General features: G+C 53.7%; 14 protein-coding genes. All 14 read right to left on the reverse strand.

Features of this window, described 5'->3' with window-relative positions; all coding sequences use genetic code 11:
- Positions 1–26 precede the first annotated feature (26 nt).
- The 14 genes from NUW46_RS13300 to NUW46_RS13365 all read right to left on the reverse strand — a co-directional run bounded on the left by NUW46_RS13300 (position 27) and on the right by NUW46_RS13365 (position 16,149).
- Positions 27–1,013 carry an NAD-dependent 4,6-dehydratase LegB gene (locus NUW46_RS13300; protein ID WP_418140314.1) on the reverse strand — a complete coding sequence of 329 codons (987 nt, stop codon included), beginning with the start codon at positions 1,011–1,013 and terminating at the stop codon, positions 27–29.
- Positions 1,014–1,200: 187 nt separating this feature from the next.
- The gene (locus tag NUW46_RS13305) at positions 1,201–3,144 is read right to left on the reverse strand and encodes a polysaccharide biosynthesis protein (RefSeq protein ID WP_418140315.1); all 1,944 of its coding nucleotides are present in this window, start codon (positions 3,142–3,144) and stop codon (positions 1,201–1,203) included.
- Positions 3,145–3,230: 86 nt separating this feature from the next.
- Positions 3,231–4,997: an SLC13 family permease gene (locus NUW46_RS13310; RefSeq protein ID WP_418140316.1), complete on the reverse strand. Its 1,767-nt coding sequence runs from the start codon at positions 4,995–4,997 to the stop codon at positions 3,231–3,233.
- Between the two features lie 4 nt (positions 4,998–5,001).
- Positions 5,002–5,607, reverse strand: coding sequence for an adenylyl-sulfate kinase (gene cysC / locus NUW46_RS13315; RefSeq protein ID WP_418140317.1), 606 nt, complete (start codon positions 5,605–5,607; stop codon positions 5,002–5,004).
- 14 nt (positions 5,608–5,621) lie between these two features.
- The gene (gene cysN / locus NUW46_RS13320) at positions 5,622–7,034 is read right to left on the reverse strand and encodes a sulfate adenylyltransferase subunit CysN (protein ID WP_418140318.1); all 1,413 of its coding nucleotides are present in this window, start codon (positions 7,032–7,034) and stop codon (positions 5,622–5,624) included.
- 9 nt (positions 7,035–7,043) lie between these two features.
- Entirely contained in the window at positions 7,044–7,958 is a 915-nt protein-coding gene (gene cysD, locus NUW46_RS13325) for a sulfate adenylyltransferase subunit CysD (protein WP_418140319.1), read from the reverse strand.
- Positions 7,959–7,967: 9 nt separating this feature from the next.
- The gene (locus tag NUW46_RS13330; protein WP_418140320.1) at positions 7,968–8,930 is read right to left on the reverse strand and encodes a DHH family phosphoesterase; all 963 of its coding nucleotides are present in this window, start codon (positions 8,928–8,930) and stop codon (positions 7,968–7,970) included.
- A 30-nt stretch (positions 8,931–8,960) separates the two neighbouring features.
- Entirely contained in the window at positions 8,961–10,136 is a 1,176-nt protein-coding gene (locus NUW46_RS13335) for a DegT/DnrJ/EryC1/StrS family aminotransferase (protein ID WP_418140321.1), read from the reverse strand.
- Entirely contained in the window at positions 10,137–10,772 is a 636-nt protein-coding gene (locus tag NUW46_RS13340; RefSeq protein ID WP_418140322.1) for a sugar transferase, read from the reverse strand.
- Positions 10,759–11,616 carry a sulfotransferase family protein gene (locus tag NUW46_RS13345; protein ID WP_418140323.1) on the reverse strand — a complete coding sequence of 286 codons (858 nt, stop codon included), beginning with the start codon at positions 11,614–11,616 and terminating at the stop codon, positions 10,759–10,761. Before NUW46_RS13345 ends, NUW46_RS13340 begins: the two co-directional genes overlap by 14 nt.
- Positions 11,617–12,819 carry a glycosyltransferase family 4 protein gene (locus NUW46_RS13350; RefSeq protein WP_418140324.1) on the reverse strand — a complete coding sequence of 401 codons (1,203 nt, stop codon included), beginning with the start codon at positions 12,817–12,819 and terminating at the stop codon, positions 11,617–11,619.
- A 10-nt stretch (positions 12,820–12,829) separates the two neighbouring features.
- Positions 12,830–13,960 (reverse strand): non-hydrolyzing UDP-N-acetylglucosamine 2-epimerase, encoded by a 1,131-nt coding sequence (wecB, locus tag NUW46_RS13355; protein ID WP_418140325.1) that lies wholly within the window; start codon positions 13,958–13,960, stop codon positions 12,830–12,832.
- Positions 13,961–13,977: 17 nt separating this feature from the next.
- Entirely contained in the window at positions 13,978–15,111 is a 1,134-nt protein-coding gene (gene wbjC, locus NUW46_RS13360) for a UDP-2-acetamido-2,6-beta-L-arabino-hexul-4-ose reductase (protein ID WP_418140326.1), read from the reverse strand.
- 3 nt (positions 15,112–15,114) lie between these two features.
- Entirely contained in the window at positions 15,115–16,149 is a 1,035-nt protein-coding gene (locus NUW46_RS13365) for a polysaccharide biosynthesis protein (protein WP_418140327.1), read from the reverse strand.
- Position 16,150 lies beyond the last annotated feature (1 nt).

A 16,150-nucleotide genomic window follows, 5' to 3' on the forward strand; every position in this document is an offset into this window, starting at 1 on the left:
TAGAGTTCAAAGAAACGGTAATAGGTTCAGACATTGTAGATACCCGCCTTGTAGTGCTTCAGGTTATCCTGATCCAGAAACCAGCTCACCGTTTTCCGCAGCCCGGCTTCAATAGAATGCTCAGGTTTGAAGCCAGTCAACTCGACCAGTTTGGCGTTGTCCCCCCACAGGCGGAAAACCTCAGATTTTCCTGGCCGAAGGCGCTGCTCATCCGTCAGGAACTCAACATCTCCACCCATAATCTCGCCTATCAGGTTCAGCGTATCACCCACAGAGATTTCATAGTTAGAGGCAATGTTGACCGTCTCGCCAATAGCCTGCTCCGCTTGGGCCAAGGCCAGGAATCCGCGGCAGGTGTCCTCAACATAATTAAAATCCCGGGTGGGAGACACATCCCCCAGTTTGATCGATTTCATACCAGAGGCAATCTGCGTAATGATCGTGGGGATAACAGCACGGGCCGACTGTCGCGGACCATAGGTGTTGAAGGGACGGGCAATGGTGAGAGACAAATCAAAAGCATTGTAAAAACTCATTGCCATGGCATCGGCGGCAATCTTGGAAGCACTGTACGGTGATTGAGGCTGAACCGGGTGTTTCTCGTCAATCGGCACATACTGGGCTGTGCCATAAACCTCGCTGGTGGAGGTATGGATTACGCGCTTCACGCCATTTTCCAGTGCCGCCTGGCAAATGTTCAGCGTGCCTTTAACGTTGGTATCAACATAGCTGTCTGGCGCTACATAGGAATAAGGAATCGCGATCAGAGCAGCCAAATGGTAGATCGTGTCCACACCCTTGGTGATGTGCTTACAGTAATGAGGATCCCGCACATCGCCATTTAATACCTCAATAGAATCCAGGCAATCGGTATTCTCGAGCCAACCCCAATAATTGAAAGAGTTGTATTGAGATAGGGCCTTCACCTTGTAGCCCTCGCGAACAAGCAGTTCCGTAAGGTGGGAGCCGATGAAGCCGTCTGCCCCCGTCACCAATACCGTCTCATTACTCATATCTGCCTTCCAGCTGCTGTATTACCTTTTAAAAACAGCATTATCGCAGCTTAGGCAGAATTGAGATAGCCGCTTACGCGAACGGCACGGTGGTACAAACATCAATCATCGTCCACATTCCCTGTTCAAAAAAGAAAACGGGGGCAATCAAGCCCCCGTCATCGAATCATTTTCCAAGAGTCATATACTAAGCCAAGGGCAACCGCCGGACCTTATCCGCACTCCTTGCTTCACCAACCCGCTCCTGATTACCGTTACACCACACCAGATCCGCCACATCCCCATTGGGGGCAAACCCCGTCGGTGCCGTTTTAAGGATCTGAATGATCTCCTGACAGTCGAAGTCATGGCTTGCCCGCATCAAACGGTTTAGCGTTTGCTCCACCTCACCCCAAGGCATCGAGACTTCCCTGGCCATCATGATTCGTGGGTGAGCCGTACCCTGCGGGTTGTCGCCAATCAACAACTCCTCATACAGCTTTTCACCAGGCCGCAGGCCGGAGAATACAATTTCGATATCCCCATCCGGCCGATCGTCTGTTTTCTCCATCAACCCCATCAGGTGAATCATCTTGCGAGCCAGGTCGGCAATTTTTACGGGCTCGCCCATATCCAAAACAAACACTTCGCCGCCCTGCCCCATGCTGCCAGCCTGAAGGACAAGCTGGCTGGCCTCGGGAATAGTCATGAAGTAGCGGATAATATCCGGGTGCGTCACGGTAACGGGCCCGCCATCGCGAATCTGGTCCCGGAACAGCGGAACAACAGAGCCGGAAGAGCCAAGCACGTTGCCAAACCGCACCATGGAAAAGATGGTGTCAGATTGCCTCTGAGCCAGCCCTTGCAGGACAAGCTCGGCAAGACGTTTGCTGGCGCCCATCACATTGGTGGGGCGCACCGCCTTATCGGTAGAGATCAGCACAAAGCGCTTCACCCCAGCCGCAATAGCCGCTTCCGCCACATGGAAGGTGCCGAACACATTATTCTGAACACCTTCGATAACATTCTGCTCAACCAGCGGCACGTGCTTGTACGCCGCAGCGTGATATACCGTCTCTATGCCAAAACTCCGCATTGCAGTTTCGCAGCGACGACGATGGGTAACACTGCCCAGCAACGGGTGGATTTCTACGCCAAGTGCCTCAATTTGATTGATCGCCTGAAGCTCACGCTCGATTGCATAGAGTGAAAACTCGGACTGTTCAAAAAGCACCAATTTGGAAGGACGATGCAAAATGATCTGACGACAGAGCTCCGAACCTATTGAGCCTCCGGCGCCGGTTACCATTACCACTCTCTCATACAGGTTAGCGGCGACCTGTGCATTGTCTGGCTGCACGGGGTCCCGACCCAACAAATCCTCAATCTCCAGATCCCGGATATCATTGATGCGTGCCTGGCCTGCCACCAGTTCGGACATCGTCGGAACGGTCTGCACCGGAATAGCGAGGGGCTCCAGCTTTTTCAGCAAGCGCTTCCGGTCAATACCCGAGTCGGCATCCAAAGCTAAAAGCAATCGCTTGACACGATGCTCTTTCACCACGCGCTCAATATGACTGATATCGTACACCGGGATTCCATTGATCAAGGCCCGGTGGTTTGCTTTCAGCAACGTGATAAAAGCTGCAGGATGATATTCGGTGCCTTGATCCAGCGCGTTCGCAAGTTGCAGGCCAGTCTCGCCAGCACCAACAATCGCCACGAACTGTTTGTTGCGATGCCGGGGACGATTTACCAGCATACGAACCGTCATTCTGGTTCCGCTTACAAAGATAAAAGCCAGCGCCCCGTATATGATAGGCACAGAGCGAGGAACCTGTACCTCAAGCCAATATCCCAACAAGATCAGGGTGATCGCAGAAATAACCACCCCGGTTATCACCGTAATAAAAGCCCTGTCACTCAGATAGCGAATGACCGCCCGATAGAGACCCAGCCTTATGAACACGGCGATTGTAAAGACAACCGTTAGCCCCGAAACAATCAGTTGTCCCTGATCGGGCACCCAGAACTGCTGCTCCAGGCGCAGTGAAAATGCCGCCCATAAGGCAAAAAACAGTACCACCACATCGGCGAAAACCGACACCAGCCGTTTGTGGACTCGAGATAAATTCAGGAATTTTTCGAACATGGTGTTCCTTTACCAGAAAAGATAATCGCCAACGTCATCCAATAGTAACACTTTCGGCTAAATTGCCAGGTTTTTCCACATCGGTGTCAAAATTGCCAAACCAAAGGGACCAAGGCCAACACAACTATTCCGGCCAGAATGCTGAGCGGAAAGCCCAACCGCATATAATCTGAAAATCGATATCGCCCGGGGCCATAAACCATAAGGTTTGTCTGATAACCAAGTGGCGTCATGAAAGAAGCAGATGCCGCGAACATTACCGCGACAGCAAAAGGCAGAAAACTTACTCCTAGCTTTTCGGATACTGCAAGAGCAATGGGAAACATTAAAACCGCGGCCGCATTATTCGTAATTACTTCAGTAAATACTGCTGTAAGGAAATAGACGATTGCCAGTGCAACCCACGGAGTAAGTGGACCAAACCCTAGAAGCCTTTCGGCAACCCAAGTAGCCGCGCCAGTTTCAGTCATCGCGTTGCCCAACGCGAACGATGCGGCAATAACCACCAGAACAGGAAGATCCACACTACGTCTTGCACGGCTTGCCGTAATACACCCGGAGACAATCATTGCCCCGGCGGCCAGGAACGCCGCCTCCATGATCTGCAACACGCCGGAAGCACTTACAAGAACCATCAAGGCAAGTATTCCAAGGGCTCTCGGTGCCCTGTGAAAATCAGGAGGCGTGGAGTCATTCAGAGCGCTCACCAGTAGAAAGTCCCGCCGGAACCGGTATTGCTCTACAAACTGGTGACTGGCCTCCAGCAGGAGGGTATCACCCATTCGGAAAGTAATATCCCCGAGCTTGCCAGGCACCCGTTTGCCTTCGCGGGACAGGGACAAAATGACGGCATTGAAACGGGTCCGGAACCGGCTATCGCGAATCGTCTTGTTCAGCGCGGGAAACTCTGGCCCCAGAACCACCTCTACCAGACATCGCTGGTGGTTTGCCACATCCAGTTTATGAACGCTGCCATTCGCCGGTTTCAATCCCTGGATGCGACGAAGCTCACTGGCACATTCCGGCGCTCCGACAAAGTACAGCCTGTCACCGCCCTGAAGGGTCCGGTCCGGCTCTACGGCGGTAATCAGCCGCCCACCGCGATCAATTTCGGTGAGATAGCCATAATTCAGAGCCCGTAATCCGGCCTGAGCAATGGTTTTACCTACCAAAGGCCCCGGCGCCATCACCTCGACCTCAACCCCGTACTCCCGCACCTGGTCCAGTTCTTCTGTGACGCCACCACGGTCCGGCAAGATCCGCGAGGCGAAAAGAACCAGAAAAGTACCGCCCACCAACAACAGAGGAATACCAACCCAGGCCAACTCAAACAAACCCAGATTGATACCAAGACGGCTCTGAAGCATACCGTCCACCACCAGGTTGGTGCTGGTTCCGATTAAGGTGCAGGTACCACCCAGAATCGCCGCATAGCTAAGAGGTAACAGGAGCTTGGAGGCAGGAACGCCCAGGCGCTGGGCCCAGTCCTGAATAGCAGGAATGAACATGGCCACCACGGCCGTATTGTTCATAAAGCCACTCAGGATGCCCGTGGGCGCAATCATTCTGAGCTGGGCTCCCTTCTCCGTTTTCGGGTGTCCCAACAATTGACGGGCAATCCACTGCACGGCCCCCGTTTCCTTGAGGCCGGCAGCAACAACATAGAGAGTTGCGATTGTGATCACACCGGGGTTACCGAACCCTGCCAAAGCTTCAACGGGACCCAGGATGCCTGAAATCAGCAGGAATGCCAGAGCCGCCATCAGGATCAGGTCGGCGGAAACGCGAGTCAGTGCTAGCGAAGATAACACTACAAACAGCGTTATCAGCGTTACTATGCCTTGCCACTCCATGGAATTAGTCCCTGCGGATAATCAGGTTCCGCTCAAGCAGATAGGCAATAAGTGTATCCACACACGCTTCGACGGACATGGTTGACGTATCCAGGCGAAGTTCAGGGTGGGAAGGAATCTCATAGGGCGAATCAATTCCGGTGAAATGTTTGATTTCACCGGAGCGGGCCTTCCGATAAAGCCCTTTGGGATCACGTTCTTCACAGGTTTCCAGGGGCGTATCCATAAACACTTCAATGAACTCGCCTGCTGGAAAAAGCTTACGAACCATGCGGCGATCGCTGGTAAATGGCGAAATAAAGGCGCTCATCACAATCAGGCCCGCGTCTGCAAACAGCTTGCAGACCTCGCCTACCCGGCGGATATTCTCCTCGCGGTCATCATCCGAGAAGCCCAGGTCGCTACACAGCCCGTGGCGGACGTTGTCGCCATCCAGCAGGAAGGTGTGGTAACCGCGCTTGTGCAAAGCAACGTCAAGGGCATTAGCAATGGTGGATTTGCCAGAACCGCTCAGACCGGTAAACCACAGCAGGCAGGGTTTCTGGTTCTTATTAACCGAGCGCTCGGCACGAGTGATTTTGTGATCGTGCCAGACAATATTATCAGCCAAAACATCTCTCCCTTTTAAACCGGCTTGCAGCCCCACTCGGGGTAATTTTCCCGGATAAACCGGTTCAGATTGCGCTCAGCTTCCGAGTATTCACGCACCGTCGCGGCGCCCGAGCTATCCAGAGCCTTATCCACCATACCGGCTGCCACGGTCACATTCGTCAGCTTGTCGATGAGGATGAAACTACCCGTGCCAGGGTGCCGCTGATAATCCTCAACCACCACCGGTTCGGAAAGCTCCACATCACAAAGGCCAATTGAATTAAGCTCAAGGCCACTCTTCGCCTCCGGGTAGCGCTCGAGGGTGTTCACATCAATTTCTTCAAGCACTTCGTTAACGTAGCAGTTGGTCACACGGGTGCCGATCTTGATGCCATATTCGCGGCCGGGTTTCAGTGCCTGTTCATTCATCCAGACAACGTGGGCGGCAAGCCGGTTGCCCAAAGCAGGCTTGCTGTTGGCGTGTACCAGCAGATCACCCCGGGAAATATCCACCTCGTCTTCCAGGGTCAACGTAATCGCGTCCCCGGGCCAGGCGCGCTCGATTTCACCTTCGTAACTGTGGATGCCTTTTACCCGGGATGTCTTGCCAGACGGCAGTACCGCAATTTCATCGCCCTTGTGCACCACGCCACTGGCGAGCGTGCCACAGTAGCCCCGGAAGTCCAGGTTCGGGCGGTTCACATACTGCACCGGGAAACGCAGGTCGGTCACGTTCTGGTCCTCACGAACTTCAACCTGCTCAAGAATACTCATTAGCGTCTCGCCGTGGTACCAGGGCGTCTGCTCACTGCGGTTCACCACGTTGTCGCCATTCAGGGCCGAGATGGGCACGTAGTAGACATCTTCCAGGCCGAGTTGGGCCGCCAACTTCTGGTATTCCTCGCGGATGTTGTTGAACACCTCCTCGGAGAAATCCACCAGATCCATCTTGTTGATCGCCACCACCACATGCTTCAGGCCAAGAAGGCTGACAATAAAGCTGTGCCGGCGAGACTGGGTGAGCACCCCTTTACGGGCATCGATCATCACCACCGCAAGATCACAGGTAGAGGCACCAGTAGCCATATTGCGGGTGTACTGCTCATGGCCCGGGCAGTCGGCAATGATGAACTTGCGCTTATCGGTGGAGAAATACCGGTACGCCACATCAATCGTAATGCCCTGCTCCCGCTCGGAAGCCAGACCATCCACCAGCAACGCCAAGTCTAACGCTTCGCCAGCGTTGCCCTGGCGCTCGCTGTCTTTGTGCAAGCTCGCCAGATGGTCTTCAAAAATCAGCTTGGAATCGAACAACAGGCGACCAATCAGGGTGGACTTGCCATCATCAACGCTGCCACACGTCAAAAAACGCAGCAGGTCTTTGTTCTCGTGCTGGTCCAGGTACGCGAGGATATCGGATTCAATCAATTCAGATGCGTGCGACATAACAACTCCTTAGAAATACCCTTCGCGTTTTTTCTGCTCCATGGAGGCAGCGGAATCATGGTCGATTACCCGCCCCTGCCTTTCGGACGTCTTGGTCAGCAGCATTTCCTGAATGATCTCTGGCAACGTCGCCGCCTCGGACTCAACCGCCCCGGTTAACGGATAACACCCAAGCGTGCGAAAGCGCACCATCTTCATTTCGGGCTTTTCTCCAGGCTCGAGCGGCATGCGATCATCATCCACCATAATCAGCGTACCATCGCGCTCAACTACCGGGCGTTCCGCGGCGTAATACAGCGGCACGATGTCGATGTTTTCCAGGTAGATGTACTGCCAGATATCCAACTCGGTCCAGTTGGAGAGTGGGAACACACGAATGCTCTCGCCCTTGTTCACCTTGCCGTTGTACAGGTTCCACAGCTCCGGGCGCTGGTTCTTCGGATCCCAACGGTGGAACTTGTCGCGAAAAGAATACACGCGCTCCTTGGCGCGGGACTTCTCCTCATCCCGGCGGGCACCACCGAAGGCGGCATCAAAGCCGTACTTATCGAGCGCCTGCTTCAAAGCCTGTGTTTTCATCACATCCGTATGCTTGGCACTGCCGTGGGTAAACGGGCCAATGCCCTGGGCCACACCTTCCTGATTGGTGTGCACAATCAGCTTCAGACCCAACCGCTCAGTCAATTCATCCCGGAATTTGATCATCTCCCGGAACTTCCAGGTAGTGTCCACATGCATCAGCGGAAACGGCGGCTTGCCCGGCGCGAAAGCCTTCATCGCCAGATGCAGCATGACTGCCGAATCCTTGCCGATCGAATAGAGCATTACCGGGTTATCAAACTCGGCGGCCACTTCACGGATGATATGGATAGACTCTGCCTCAAGCTGTTTGAGGTGAGTTTTCTTGGGGGGCGTAAGAGTCATAGCAATCCTTTAGCTCCAGAACGTGGCAATAGTATTCAAAAATTCTTCCAGCTGATCGGCAGGAAGCGCATTAATCCCGGCTGCCGCCTTCCGCCCGCCACCGGTCGGAAACTGGCGTGCAACCTCATCGGCACCTGTGCGGTTGTTCAAAGGCGCACGAATACTCACCAGATAAGTATTATCGGCCTTTTCAGTAACAATCGCACAAGCTTTGTCAGGGTTCCGGTTAGCAAGCTCATTACCCAGCACACCGCTTACTCGGCGCGCCCAGGCCTCATCGGGTAGCTTCACCACCAGCGAGGAAGCTGACTCCGTGAGCACGGGCGCGGCCAACCCTTGGGCCATATCCGCTTCGTAGCCATCCCTCAGTTGTTGCCAGGTAACGGGCTCCGAAGTAATCAACCCTAGTGGATCCGAAAACTTCACGAATTCCCGGTATAAATCGGCTGGGTGAAAGTGGAGGTCCTCAACCGTGGCGCCGTAGCCGTTGTAGTTGATGCAAACGCCGAGTGTTTTTAGCGCCTCGGTATGTTCAGCCGACAACCCGGCCTTGGCCGCCAACTCCTCACCTACTGCATTAAGGTTGTCACCAAACGCCGCCGCAATTACCCAGTTATGGAACTGACCGCCAAGATGCTGATCCACCAACAAGCTGGTGCAAGTAGTGGGTTGTGTATCGATCAGCGCCTTAAAATCCGGCGCCTCTGGCAAGTCGTCGCCCGGAAAGTGGTGATCTACGTAGAAAATGGAACAGCCGGCCGCAAGCAACGCGTCCACCGCCCCACGGTTTTTGTCGAGGCTGATATCGAGAATTGTAACCTCAGCTGGCTCCGTGGCCGGTACTTGTTCTGCGAGCTCGATGTCCCGCTTTACACCGGTAACAAGAATACTTTCTTTCGGTTCTGCCAGCCGAAGTTGAATAAGCGCGCAGATTCCGTCTGCATCGCCATTGAATACGTCGTAGATGGGCATAACTACTCTTTAAGCGGTGTGAATTAGCTTTTAGGCTGCAGCCTTAGCCATAACATCGGCCAACACTGAACAAGTCTTTTCAATCTCAGCCTTAGTCAGAGTGGGGTGTACCAGGAACATCAAACTGGTCTCCCCCAGCTCCTCGGCGATTGCCAAACGCTGCTCGGGCCGCCAATCAGTCCCATCAAATGCCTTTTCCATATAAACCTCGGAACAAGATCCGGAAAAACAAGGTACGCCAGCCTCTAATATCTCCTGCTGGACCCGATCTCGGTCCCAACCCTCTGCGAGCTGGCCCGGCTCCACAAACACGTAACACTTATAGGCACCGTGTTCGACGTTTTCAGGCAATTCTGGGACACGCAGCCCCGGCAACTTACGGGCAGCTTCCCAGATGGCTTTGGCGTTGTGTTGGCGGGCCGCACGCCAATCCGGCATGCGCGTCAACTGAATGCGGCCAATAACGCCCTGCATTTCCGTCATCCGCCAGTTGGTACCAAAACTCTCGTGCAACCAACGGAAACCCGGAGGGTGCTCACGCTCGTACACAGCATCCCAGCTTTTCCCGTGATCCTTATAGGCCCACATGCGTTTCCACAAATCCCGATCATTAGTGGTCACCATGCCACCTTCACCGCCCGTGGTCATGATCTTGTCCTGGCAGAACGACCAGCAACCAACATGGCCAATCGACCCCACCGAACGCCCCTTGTAGCGGGCACCATGAGCCTGGGCACAATCTTCAATCAAGTACAAACCATGCTCTTCAGCAAGCGCCATGAAGCCATCCATCTCGCAGGGCCACCCTGCCAGGTGAACACATATAATTGCCTTGGTACGAGGGGTAATCACCTTACGAACGGATTCCGGCGTAATATTCTGAGAATCCCGGTCTATTTCCGCAAACACTGGTGTGGCACCAGCGGTTACGATACTGGACGCTGAAGCCAGAAATGTTCGGGGAGTAACCACCACTTCATCACCCGGGCCAATCCCCAGCCCCTTCAGGGCCAAATCCAATGCCAAGGTGCCGTTGGCCAAAGCAATGGCATACTCCGAGTCGGAAAAGCCCGCAAACTCACATTCAAATTCGCGGCACTCCCGTCCGGTCCAGTAGTTCACTTTGTTTGAAAGCAAGACATCGCGTACAGCGTTGGCCTCTTCCTCAGTGAAGGATGGCCATGGGGAAAAAGGTCCGTTAAGCATTTAATGAAACACCGTTTCCAATATGTATTGAAGATCCCGACGAAGAGACCAGTTCCGGATGTACTCCAGATTGATTCGCACCTTATCCGGCCATATAACCTCACAATTGTAGGCTTCGGGATCACTCTGACCAGCCAGGAGCTCCTCCTCATTCCTATACTTGAGGGTCGCGGGGCCGGTAATGCCAGGCCGAATGGCGAGCATCGCTCTCTCCTCCCCCTGAAGTTTATCCGCGAAACCGGGAACATCCGGCCTTGGGCCAACAAAACTCATATCGCCCAATAAAACGTTCCAGAGCTGGGGCAGCTCGTCGATTTTGGTACGGCGAAAAAAGGCTCCCAACTTTGTAATCCGAGGGTCCCCTCGGCGAGTGACCGTGGTCTCGAGCGACGCAATCGGACGCATCGTTTTCATTTTCACCACGTGGAAGATTTTGCCATGCCGGCCTACTCGCTTCTGAATGAAAAAACCATTGGAACGGGTATCGATACTGGCGGCCATCCAGGCCAAGAAGATAAGCCACCAGGTCGCCAAAAGCCCGAGCACCGCAAAAAACAGATCGAATGCCCGCTTCTGCAGCGCCTGAGAGGTTCCGAGGCCCGCAGCAGGGCTGGGTGAGGAGTCAGAGGTAGTCATAACGCTTCAGCGTCTCCCCTACCAAGGCCTCCAGATTTGCCACTTCCTGTTCACCGAGCGCCTTGCGGCCCTTACCCAAGCTGCGTGGTGAAACACCATCCACCGCTTTAGCAATTTTCTCCGGATCGACCCCTTTACCAATAAACTCAAGAATGCGAGTGAGCTCTGCTACAGGCTGGCGAACAAAATCCTCATAGCGCACACGAACCACTTTTTCGGCCGGCATGTCGGAAAATGCCTTTTCCGCGTTATCCACGCAACGTTGCCATTGCAGGGCGCACACTTCGTTCAAGGTGTGGTTTTGTAGGATATTCTGCATGCCGTCCAGAGCAGGCCCCCAGAAAGCTAGTCGTTTGTCTCGCGATAAAAGCCGATATATCCGCGCCCAGAAATAACGCAAGCCGTAATACGGCAGATCTGTTTTGGGAACAAAGCGCACTTTCTCCAGGATGTAGGGGATATCCAGTTTTGCCGTCCAGCGCTCCTTCGCCGAGCCGGTTGCATCAATACCGTCACGGTAGATGAAGATATACTTTGCATCGGGCAGAACCGCATCCACAAAAGGCACACGAAGCGAGTTTGCGCAGGTCTTCTCGACGACCACATTCGCATCGTATGTTCCTCGGATGTTGTCAAATTGCCGCTGGATATAAGTCTTTATCGCCGGGGTCGCCCGTTGTGAGGGAATCTCATCAGATGGATAGCGCACATTGCCATGGCGCCAGATATAGTTGATCTCGTCACAAGGCCAAGTGCAAACACCATCAAAAGACGTGAGCGCATCGCGCAGCATATTGGTGCCCGAACGGGGAGCCCCAACAATAATTATGTCCGTATTACTCATTCAAACTTCCGAATTACGTTGAAGAAGGGAAGACCACCTGGCTAGGACGACATCCGTCCCAAAAGCATAGTTAGAAAAGTCAAGTGCCTTTTGTCTCATTAAGTTCAGGCTCTCGGAGTCATCGGCAAGGGACAGAATGGCGGTCACAAGGGCATCGACATCGCCGCCGGGAACTGCCATTCCGGCGCCATTGTCCATCACATCCCTCGCCAGACAACTGTCAGTTTCAACCGCGACCAGAACAGGGCAGCCTTGCTCCAGATAGGTCATAGTTTTGCTGGGATAAGCATAATGGTAGAGCTCCGGCACGAGGCTCACAAAGCCTGCACTGGCCTTTGCCATTGCAGCTTTCGCAACTTCAACGGGTTGATGGCCGACGAAGGAGACATTTGCGCCATTTTCCTTCGCTTTGCGACTCAGTCGCTCTTTCTCGGTACCGTCTCCCATCATTAGCAACCGAATATCCTGCCGGCCACGCAAACTGGCCATGGCATCGAGTAGAATATCAAGGCCCTGAAAACGGCCAATATTACCGGCAAAAAGCAGCACGAACGGTTCTTTCGGCCAGGGAAAGGACAGCTCATCAACTGCCCCGCCTTCCGATGGCAAGCTGAAGTTATTGATCACAGCCGTTTGCGGCGGTTTATCAGGTTTGCGGGCGACTAACGTCTCGGCCATATCGTCTGACAGAACTACCACCGGTCTCGCCTGGTTGCAGGTCCACCTATCCAGACGTGACAAAAGCGAAAACACCCGAGGATTCCGAAACTCACCGGAAATACGACCAATTTCCGGGTGAATATCCATGCAGTGATAGATAAAGCGAGCGCCAGTCAATTTCGCCGCCACCGCCACAAACCAGCCTGCCAACACTGGCGGTGAGGTCGACACCATGATGACGTCATACCGTTTCCGAATGACGGCCTGCCAAAACACTCCCAGGCCCAAGACCAATGCGTTAAAAATACGCACCAAGGGTTTTCCCGCCTCTGATGGCAAATTAAGACGAATTACGCTCGCACCATCCACGCGCTCCTTGGGTGGCTGCCTTGGGTTTTCGACATCCGCCTTGTAAGAAGGCTGGGAAGAGAGCACATCCACATCGTGCCCATCTCGAACCCATTGACCAACAATGGCTCGTAGCATCGACGCATACGGCGGCGTGTCCGGCCAGTAAAACCGGTGAATGGCCAAAACTTTCAAGGACGCCCCCTCAGTACTGCTTCCAAACCGTCTGCATCACATAATCTCGATAGCTATGAATGATGCGGACAACCTTCTCTGCCACGTTGGGCATACTGTAATCTTCGACCAGCCGCATGGAACGCTCATCGTTCCTGCCCTGCTTTTCCAGAATAGCCAGCCCCTGTAACACACGCTCGACGCAAAGCCCCACCATCATAGCTGCAGTTTCTTCCATACCTTCCGGACGCTCATGGGCTTCACGAATGTTCAGGGCCGGAAAATTCAAAATGGAGGCTTCCTCATTGATAGTGCCGCTGTCAGACAGAACGGATTTCGCACTTAACTGCAGCTTATTGTAATCCTTGAAACCGAGCGGCTTGAGCAGGCGCACATTCTTGTGAAATTTCACACCTATTGCGTCCACCCGCTTCTGAGTACGAGGATGGGTGGATACAATCACCGGATAGCCATACTGCTCCGCCACGGCATTCAGAGTCTCCACCAGTGCCCCGAAATTACGGTCGGAATCAACGTTCTCTTCCCGGTGCGCACTCACTACAAAGAACTCACGTTCGGTGAGGCCCAGTCGTTCAAGAACATCCGAACTATCAATGCCATCACGGAAGTGGTTCAGCACCTCAAACATTGGGCTGCCGGTTTTAATTACCCGATCAGGCAACAGCCCCTCCCGTAACAGGTAATCCCTCGCGATGGTGCTGTATGTCAGATTAATATCAGCGGTATGGTCTACGATTCGGCGATTGATCTCTTCCGGTACCCGCATATCGAAACAGCGGTTACCTGCTTCCATGTGAAATGTAGGGATCTTTCGGCGTTTGGCTGGGATGACCGCCATACAGCTGTTGGTGTCGCCCAGAACGAGTAGCGCTTCGGGCTGAACCTCCGCCAGAACCCGATCCACCGCGATGATGACATTGCCGATGGTTTCCGCACCACTGGCACCTGCCGCACTCAGAAAGTGATCCGGCTTACGGATGCCCAGGTCTTGGAAGAAAATTTCGTTCAGCTCGAAATCATAGTTCTGGCCGGTGTGAACCAAAATATGCTCACAGTATTCATCCAGCTTGGCCATTACCCGTGATAGCCGAATGATCTCCGGCCGGGTGCCGACCACCGTCATTACTTTCAGTTTTTTCATGGTCTTCCTAAATCTGTTCAGGCTTCAGTACCCACCGGGCACGAGAACGTGTCCGGGTTGTCCCGGTCAAAAATCTCGTTAGCCCAGAGCATGCAGACCAGCTCGTCGTCACCCACGTTGGTGATGTCGTGAGTCCAACCCGGCACGGTTTCAACAATCTCAGGCTTGTCCCCGGCCGTAAACAGCTCGTAAAACTCGTCGGTCAACATATGGCGGAAACGGAAACAGGCTTTGCCCTTGATGACCAGGAACTTCTCGGTTTTGGAATGGTGATAATGCCCGCCCCTGGTGACCCCGGGGTGGGCAGTAAAGAATGAAAACTGGCCAGCATCTTGGGTTTTTAGCATCTCTACAAACACGCCGCGCTCGTCGCCGTGCTGTGGCACGGTGTAGGTGAACCGTTCTGGCGGCAAATAGCTCACATATGTGGCATACAAGGCGCGGGTAAGGCCGGTGCCAACGGGTTCTGTTATCAGGTTGTCCCGGGTGGCTTTAAAGCGGTTAAGTTGGTTCGCAAGGTCACCCACGGTAATCTGGTAAACAGGCTCTACCTCCGCAAAGGCACCAGAGGCGTTGCTCTTCCCTTTCATCAGCGAGAGGAAATGGCTGATTACATCGTCTACGTACACAAGGTTGATTAGCGCGTCCGGGTCATTAATCGGAACGGGCAAGTCCCGCGCAACATTGTGGCAGAAGGTCGCCACAACCGAGTTGTAATTGGGGCGCGCCCACTTACCAAACACATTGGGCAGTCGATAAATATGTACTGGGTTACCGGTATCTCCGTTCAGTGCCAATAACGCCTCTTCCGCGGCCCGCTTGCTGCTCCCATAATCGTTCTCCCGCTCAGCCTGAATGGATGAGGTGTAAATCACCGGGATCTTGCGACCGCTTTGTTGCACCTCATCACGGACGGCTTGACACAATACCTGCGTGAGCCCGGCGTTTCCGGTGACAAACTCTGAAGGGTCTTCGGGGCGATTGATCCCGGCTAAATGAATAACCCAATCAATACCCTCAAGCAAAGCTGGCAAATCCGCCTCGAAGTGCTCCCGAGTGAAGGGGACCACTTCCATTTCACCTATTTCACGCAAGTGCATCAGCAGGTTTTTACCAATAAACCCGTTTGCGCCACTAACCAGTACCTTCATGGCTCAATCCTCCGGGTTAAGGTATTCACCCCGTTCCAGGGCACGAATGAAATCAAGTTTGCGCAGCAGGCTTTGCATGCCAGCGACGTCCAAGCGCTCCGTATTATGAGAGTTGTAATCCTCGGTGTGGGAGATCTTCTCTTCACCCTGTTCAACATACTTGCCGTAGTTCAGATCTCGCAAATCCGGTGGTACACGGTAATACCCGCCACGGTCTTCCGCACAGGCCATTTCCTCCCGGCTAAGAAGTGCCTCAAACAGCTTCTCGCCATGGCGCGTTCCAATGACATTAATGGGATGCCCCGGCTTTCCCAGCAGATCTGTAAGGGACCGAGCCAGCGTTTCGATCGTGGCTCCAGGTGCCTTCTGGACGAACAGATCACCATTTTCGCCATGCTCAAAGGCGTAAAGCACCAGGTCTACGGCATCTGCAAGCGTCATCATGAACCGCGTCATGTTCGGGTCCGTAATCGTCAACGGCCTGCCGGCCCGGATCTGGTCGACGAATAACGGAATCACGGAACCACGAGACGCCATCACATTGCCGTATCGAGTACCACAGATGACCGTCTTCGCCGGATCCACGTTCCGAGATTTGGCTACCATCACCTTTTCCATCATCGCCTTGGATATGCCCATGGCATTAATGGGATATACCGCCTTGTCGGTACTCAAACAAACCACACGCCGGATTTCGTTCTGTATCGCCGCTTCAAGTACATTCTCCGTTCCAACGATGTTTGTTTTCACCGCCTCCATCGGGTGAAACTCACAGGAGGGAACTTGTTTGAGCGCAGCAGCATGGAAGATGTAATCGACACCCCGGGTAGCATTCAGCAGGCTGGTGTAGTCACGCACGTCGCCAATATAAAACTTCAGCTTCGGATTGGCGTAGCGTTTGCGCATGTCATCCTGCTTTTTCTCATCCCGGCTAAAAATCCTGATTTCTTCAATATCAGTATCAAGAAACCGGTTCAGGACTGCATTTCCGAACGACCCAGTGCCTCCGGTAATCAACAATTTCTTTTCGTCAAACATA

The sequence above is a fragment of the Marinobacter sp. MA genome (assembly GCF_048298425.1).
GTDB classification, from domain to species: Bacteria; Pseudomonadota; Gammaproteobacteria; order Pseudomonadales; family Oleiphilaceae; genus Marinobacter; species Marinobacter salsuginis.

Coding starts and splice junctions, on each gene's coding strand:
- NUW46_RS13300 (WP_418140314.1), bottom strand. CDS start 1,013: ATGAGTAATGAGACGGTATTGGTGACGGGGGCAGACGGCTTCATCGGC.
- NUW46_RS13305 (WP_418140315.1), bottom strand. CDS start 3,144: ATGTTCGAAAAATTCCTGAATTTATCTCGAGTCCACAAACGGCTGGTG.
- NUW46_RS13310 (WP_418140316.1), bottom strand. CDS start 4,997: ATGGAGTGGCAAGGCATAGTAACGCTGATAACGCTGTTTGTAGTGTTA.
- cysN (WP_418140318.1), bottom strand. CDS start 7,034: ATGTCGCACGCATCTGAATTGATTGAATCCGATATCCTCGCGTACCTG.
- cysD (WP_418140319.1), bottom strand. CDS start 7,958: ATGACTCTTACGCCCCCCAAGAAAACTCACCTCAAACAGCTTGAGGCA.
- NUW46_RS13330 (WP_418140320.1), bottom strand. CDS start 8,930: ATGCCCATCTACGACGTATTCAATGGCGATGCAGACGGAATCTGCGCG.
- NUW46_RS13335 (WP_418140321.1), bottom strand. CDS start 10,136: ATGCTTAACGGACCTTTTTCCCCATGGCCATCCTTCACTGAGGAAGAG.
- NUW46_RS13340 (WP_418140322.1), bottom strand. CDS start 10,772: ATGACTACCTCTGACTCCTCACCCAGCCCTGCTGCGGGCCTCGGAACC.
- NUW46_RS13345 (WP_418140323.1), bottom strand. CDS start 11,616: ATGAGTAATACGGACATAATTATTGTTGGGGCTCCCCGTTCGGGCACC.
- wecB (WP_418140325.1), bottom strand. CDS start 13,960: ATGAAAAAACTGAAAGTAATGACGGTGGTCGGCACCCGGCCGGAGATC.
- wbjC (WP_418140326.1), bottom strand. CDS start 15,111: ATGAAGGTACTGGTTAGTGGCGCAAACGGGTTTATTGGTAAAAACCTG.
- NUW46_RS13365 (WP_418140327.1), bottom strand. CDS start 16,149: ATGTTTGACGAAAAGAAATTGTTGATTACCGGAGGCACTGGGTCGTTC.